This window comes from Niastella sp. (assembly GCF_045805085.1).
Classification (GTDB): Bacteria; Bacteroidota; Bacteroidia; order Chitinophagales; family Chitinophagaceae; genus Niastella.
Genome location: NZ_JBJMLX010000412.1, coordinates 1 through 5274, shown reverse-complemented (window position 1 = coordinate 5274; position 5274 = coordinate 1). Strand labels below are relative to the sequence as shown.

At 43.4% G+C, this 5274-nt stretch carries 6 protein-coding genes; 5 read left to right on the top strand and 1 reads right to left on the bottom strand.

Features of this window, described 5'->3' with window-relative positions; genetic code table 11:
* Nucleotides 1-311: 311 nt before the first annotated feature.
* The 5 genes from ACJ751_RS21210 to ACJ751_RS21190 all read left to right on the top strand — a co-directional run bounded on the left by ACJ751_RS21210 (nucleotide 312) and on the right by ACJ751_RS21190 (nucleotide 4534).
* The gene (locus ACJ751_RS21210) at nucleotides 312-1277 is read left to right on the top strand and encodes a hypothetical protein (RefSeq protein ID WP_407747521.1); all 966 of its coding nucleotides are present in this window, start codon (nucleotides 312-314) and stop codon (nucleotides 1275-1277) included.
* 308 nt (nucleotides 1278-1585) lie between these two features.
* Complete coding sequence (locus tag ACJ751_RS21205; RefSeq protein WP_407747520.1) at nucleotides 1586-2623, top strand: PhoH family protein; 1038 nt, start codon at nucleotides 1586-1588, stop codon at nucleotides 2621-2623.
* Nucleotides 2624-2773: 150 nt separating this feature from the next.
* On the top strand, nucleotides 2774-3175 hold the full coding sequence (locus tag ACJ751_RS21200) for a hypothetical protein (RefSeq protein WP_407747519.1): 402 nt from the start codon (nucleotides 2774-2776) through the stop codon (nucleotides 3173-3175).
* 183 nt (nucleotides 3176-3358) lie between these two features.
* Complete coding sequence (locus tag ACJ751_RS21195; RefSeq protein ID WP_407747518.1) at nucleotides 3359-3907, top strand: inorganic diphosphatase; 549 nt, start codon at nucleotides 3359-3361, stop codon at nucleotides 3905-3907.
* A gap of 135 nt (nucleotides 3908-4042) precedes the next feature.
* Entirely contained in the window at nucleotides 4043-4534 is a 492-nt protein-coding gene (locus ACJ751_RS21190; protein ID WP_407747517.1) for a DinB family protein, read from the top strand.
* A 108-nt stretch (nucleotides 4535-4642) separates the two neighbouring features.
* Here the strand turns inward: ACJ751_RS21190 and ACJ751_RS21185 are convergent.
* The coding region (locus tag ACJ751_RS21185; protein WP_407747516.1) for a C40 family peptidase at nucleotides 4643-5274 on the bottom strand (632 nt) is incomplete at its 5' end.

The window sequence follows — 5274 nt, the reverse complement described above, 5'->3', positions numbered from 1 at the left end:
TTTCATCATTTAGCAGGTATTAATTAGCAGCAGTGTGCGTAACGTACAGTGAGCGGGTTAACTATAAATAATAAGCAAACAATAAAGTTCTTTTACAATACACTTTTATATAACAGATCCATCTGTTATATTAGCGAAATAGTAGATACAATAACTAAAAAACATTGTAACAACTTTTCAAAGTGAAAATGGGTTCATGATAAGAGTCCGGTTCCGCTGTAAGGCGGAACACCCCTGAATCAAAAGCATTGTCAACGTTAAAAAATAAGTGAGTTCAATTATTTTTATCAATCAATTTTAAAAACCGTTCTATGATAAGTAAGTGTTCCCTAACCACACTTCTGCTCATCATCTCCGCAGTCAGCTTTGCTCAAAACAAAGTCGATGTTGAAGGAGTATGGAAAACCCAGGACCAAAAGGACAGCCTGTTAGTAAGCGTAAGCGGCCAGAGCAATCCCGCAGTATTTATTTATTTTCCAAACAAAGCCAAGTTCTTACCATTTACCGCTAGTGGAAGCGAACTGGTACACTTTGAGCCCGATGCATCAAAAATGACATTGAGCTACGATGGCAAAACCATCACCGATGGTGCTAAAAAGTATTCAAGAGTAACTTCAGAATCTCCTGTAAACAGCAAAACTGTAACAGCAAATGCTGATGACTTCTTCGACTTCAGCACCAGCAACTATTATGCAGGTATCAACTTCTACCTGTCATCACACCCAGGCCTGCCTTTTACGCCTAATCCGGCTTTCATTGCCAAAAAGAAAGTGAAAGAGATCAAAATTGAAAAATGGTTCCTGCGGGCAAGCGGAAGCGGTGGTTCTCCTTCAGGCCAGAAAGAATATGACCTGGTTTATACTTTTAATGCTACCGGCCTCATCACCACTGTACAGGTAATACCTGCAGGTGTTGGTCAGGAAACAGATACATGGACTTACTCATACAACGGCGATAAACTGCAAAAGATCAGCTCGCCCGGCAGAGTATTACAATTCGATAACGACAACTGGGAAGTAGATAACCGTCAACAGAAAAAAGTGCCGTTCATCTTCCCTATGTGGCAATATAATGGCAGCTCAAAACCAGTTGCGGCTATCCTGCCTTATATGACCGGCGTTCCGCTGAATCAATATTCTTACAATAGCGCCAACCAGTTGGAAAAGATCTGTTCGAAAGATGTTAGCGAACCGAACATCCTGCAACATTGCACCAGCATTGATTATGATAAAAACGGTTCACCGATAAAAATAACAGAGATCAAGATCAGTAAATAAGTGCCAACCACTTACTATCATATAGAAAATGTCCCGATTCATCGGGACATTTTTCTTTTAGTACACTCCTCTCCCACTGCATTTCCAGCGCACAATATATTACACAAAAAGTTGCAGGCTCCTTTCTGGTTACCTGGGTAAATACAGGTGATTATTTAACCAAAACACTACAACATTTTCGATTTTCCACATGTTGTGTATAAGTAACTTTACTAAAATGATGTTCCAAATAATTATATTTGGAATAGATGAAATAAGAAGACGCCAGGAGTATTATCCTGTATTTGTGAAACCTAAATTGACGCGCATTGACAGAAACTATAATTAGCCTTGAAACAGTAAACCCTATTGAGTTTTTCGGTGTAAACAACCAAAAACTGGATATTCTCAAGAAAAAATTCCCGCTTCTTAAAATTCTTTCAAGAGGAACCCAAATTAAATTAAGCGGCTCGCCTGAGCAAGTGGAAAGCGCCAAGGAAAAAATTGACCTCATCGTTCAATACCTGGAGCGTAATGGCCATATGAGCGAGAACTATTTTGAGCAGATCCTGGGAGGCGACGATGCAGAAACCGTTGATAATTTTATCGACCGCAATCCCAATGACATACTCGTTTTTGGTCCCAACGGAAAAACAGTACGGGCACGCACCATCAATCAGAAAAGACTGGTGCATGAAGCTGAAAAAAATGACATTGTATTTGCCATCGGTCCGGCCGGTACCGGTAAAACCTATACCGCGGTAGCCCTGGCCGTTCGGGCATTGAAAAACAAAATGGTCAAAAAGATCATTCTTACGCGCCCTGCGGTGGAAGCCGGTGAAAGCCTTGGTTTCCTGCCCGGCGATCTCAAGGAGAAGATCGATCCCTATCTGCGTCCCTTGTATGATGCGCTCGACGATATGATCCCCGCCGATAAACTGGGGTATTATATGAGCACCCGCGTTATTGAAATTGCGCCCCTGGCTTACATGCGGGGTCGTACGCTCGATAATGCCTTTATCATCCTGGATGAGGCGCAAAACTCAACCGATCTGCAGCTCAAGATGTTTCTGACCCGTATTGGGGCCAATGCCAAAGCCATTATTACCGGTGATCTGACGCAGATCGATCTGCCGAAAAATCAACGCAGTGGTTTGGAGAAAGCAGCCCGCATTCTCAGGAATATCGACGGCATCGCTCAAATTGAACTGGATGAAGAAGACGTGGTGCGTCACCGCCTCGTAAAAGCCATTATCAGGGCCTACGACAAGGAGCACAAGGAAAGTGATGTTCATCCCGATCAACGACCCCGCGAGCATTGGCGCGACCGGAAAGAACGCACTGATCGTTCAGAGGAAAGTAAGTAGTTTAGGTAGTTCTGAAATAAGAAAAAGGAAGTATGAAGTCGGGTTTACCTGATTTTGTATTTCCTTTTTTCGTGAACCGCCCCCCACTTAACACACATTACACTAAAAAAGCATAGACTTTTTCCCCGGTAGTGCCTATTTTTGTTGATTATGAAGAAATTAATTGCCAGTTTTTGCCTTTTGACTGCTGCTTCCTGTAAACCGGGCAGCGAAGGTTATAAAAAAGCTGAAGATGCGCAGGATGCCGGCACCGAGTTCATTCGTGCCTCACTGGATGGAGATTATGATAAGGCGGCGTTTTATTTATTGAAAGATTCTACCAATACCTTGCTGTTCGAAAAGCAACAGGCTAATTACAAACAGCTGAGCAGCAAAGAAAAAGACAAAAACAAATCAGCCACTATACGCCCGGTTGCCATCACCAACGACAACGATTCAACCGTTGAATACAAATATTACCATACCGCCAACCCGGCCGATACCACCACTTTACGCATCATTCGCCACCAGGATACCTGGCTGGTTGACCTGAAGTCGGTTATTAAAATGTAATTACAGACCATGACAGTAAATGTTGCCGGTTGTTTTTTTATGTAGTTACTTTGCGCCCCTGATCCCGGTTGAGCCGGGACATAATCCTAAAATCCGCCCTATTTTTAACCGGGTCCATACATGATTGTTACTTGCCATATGAAGCAGAACTTATTATAGATTTGCTTAAATTTTAAAAACAATATGATAACTGTTTCCCATCCCTGGCATGGCGTGTCTCCTGGTGATCAGGCTCCACGAATTGTAAATGCACTGATTGAGATTCCGCAGGGGTCCAGGGCTAAGTATGAAATTGATAAGGAAAGCGGCTTGTTGAAGCTGGACCGGATCATTTATTCTTCATTCTATTATCCATGTAACTATGGATTCATTCCTCAAACATACGGCGACGATAAAGATCCACTTGATATATTAGTAATTACCTCACAACCCGTACAGGCTATGTGTTTGATGGAAGCCAAGGTAATTGGTGTTATGCAAATGATCGATAACGGCGATGGCGACGACAAGATCATTGCTGTTGCTAACACCGATCCCAGCGTAAGACACTACAACAACATTGAAGAAATTCCACCGCATTTCTTTGATGAATTACGCCACTTCTTCGAAGAGTATAAAACGCTTGAAAATAAAAAAGTAGAAGTGAATGAATTCGGTGATAAAGCCAAAGCCCTGGCCATTATCGAAGACGCCATGAAACTGTACAACGAAACGTTCAAGAACAAGAAATAATCTTCTTTATAAAACCGGAAGTAAGTCAACCAGACCTGCTTCCGGTTTTATCATCTATCCATTTTTTCTTTCTCCCTGCTGACATAGGGTTGTCACCAACCCCTGGTTACTTTGTATCTACAAAAACACAACACTATGTCAATTATCCCAATGCTTTTAAAAGAAATGGAGCAGGAAGCGCAAACCACGCGTAAAATGCTGTCAAGAATTCCGGATGACAAATTCAGCTGGAAGCCCCACGAAAAAAGCATGACCATTCAACAACTGGCTACCCATCTTGCTGAATTACCAGCCTGGGTTAGTTTTGCCCTTACTACCAGCGAACTTGATTTTGCGGCCAATCCATACAAACCTTCAGCCATCACCACCTCTGCCGGGATCCTGGAAACGTTTGAAAGATCTTATACTGATGGAAAAGCGCACCTGGAAAAAGCGACTGAAGCAGACCTGCTGCCCAATTGGACATTACGCAATGGAGAAGAAATTTATAGCGTATCTACAAAAGCTGAAGTAATAAGAATGGCATTCTGTCAAATAGTGCACCACCGCGCGCAACTGGGTGTATTCTTACGATTACTGGATATACCTATACCCGGTAGCTATGGGCCGAGTGCTGATGAAATGTAAAAATTAATATTAAGTGGCAAGTATGAGGTCAGGGGCATCTGATCTCATACTTGTTTTTTTGCAATCGGCAATTACTGATCAACTGGTCAACTGGTTAACTGGTCAACTCTAAAAGTATCTCTTAATAATCCGCAACTGATGCGTACGCAACCCTGTATCAACGTTCACGATCCCCGCATTATCGATCTTATCAATACGCACATTGCCGGCGGAATGAATAATCTCGTGATCGTTCAACAAGATGCCGACATGGGTTATGCGCCCTTCGGCATTATCAAAAAAAGCCAGGTCGCCACAATGCGCTTCCTGTAAAAAGCCAACTACTTCGCCCTGGCCGGCCTGCAAATAGGCATCGCGTAACAGGGGAATATTAAAAAACCGAAATACCTGCTGCGTAAACCCGCTGCAATCGATACCAAATACAGAGCGTCCGCCCCAGAGATAGGGCGTATTCAACGCCTGTTCGGCCCGCTGCCTGATGGCCGCGCCTTCCGGCTTTACATTGGTAGTATTCCAGGTAGCCGCTTTTCCGTAATCGATTCTTAATACACCAGACAGGTGTTTGGCATTTTCCGCATCCAGCACGGGAATACCCGCAGGCACATGCGCCGGAACGTTATTTATGGTAACGGCATTGATCCAGTCTGACGTGAATAATTTCGTTTGGCTGTTGTTATCCCAGGCATCGGTAATGGCCAGCTGGCTTCGCTGGCACCAGCCTTCATACCCATCGTTCAGGC

Bases quoted from the DNA above. Each gene is read 5' to 3' on its own strand.
- ACJ751_RS21210 (WP_407747521.1), top strand. From the start codon at position 312: ATGATAAGTAAGTGTTCCCTAACCACACTTCTGCTCATCATCTCCGCA.
- ACJ751_RS21200 (WP_407747519.1), top strand. From the start codon at position 2,774: ATGAAGAAATTAATTGCCAGTTTTTGCCTTTTGACTGCTGCTTCCTGT.
- ACJ751_RS21195 (WP_407747518.1), top strand. From the start codon at position 3,359: ATGATAACTGTTTCCCATCCCTGGCATGGCGTGTCTCCTGGTGATCAG.
- ACJ751_RS21190 (WP_407747517.1), top strand. From the start codon at position 4,043: ATGTCAATTATCCCAATGCTTTTAAAAGAAATGGAGCAGGAAGCGCAA.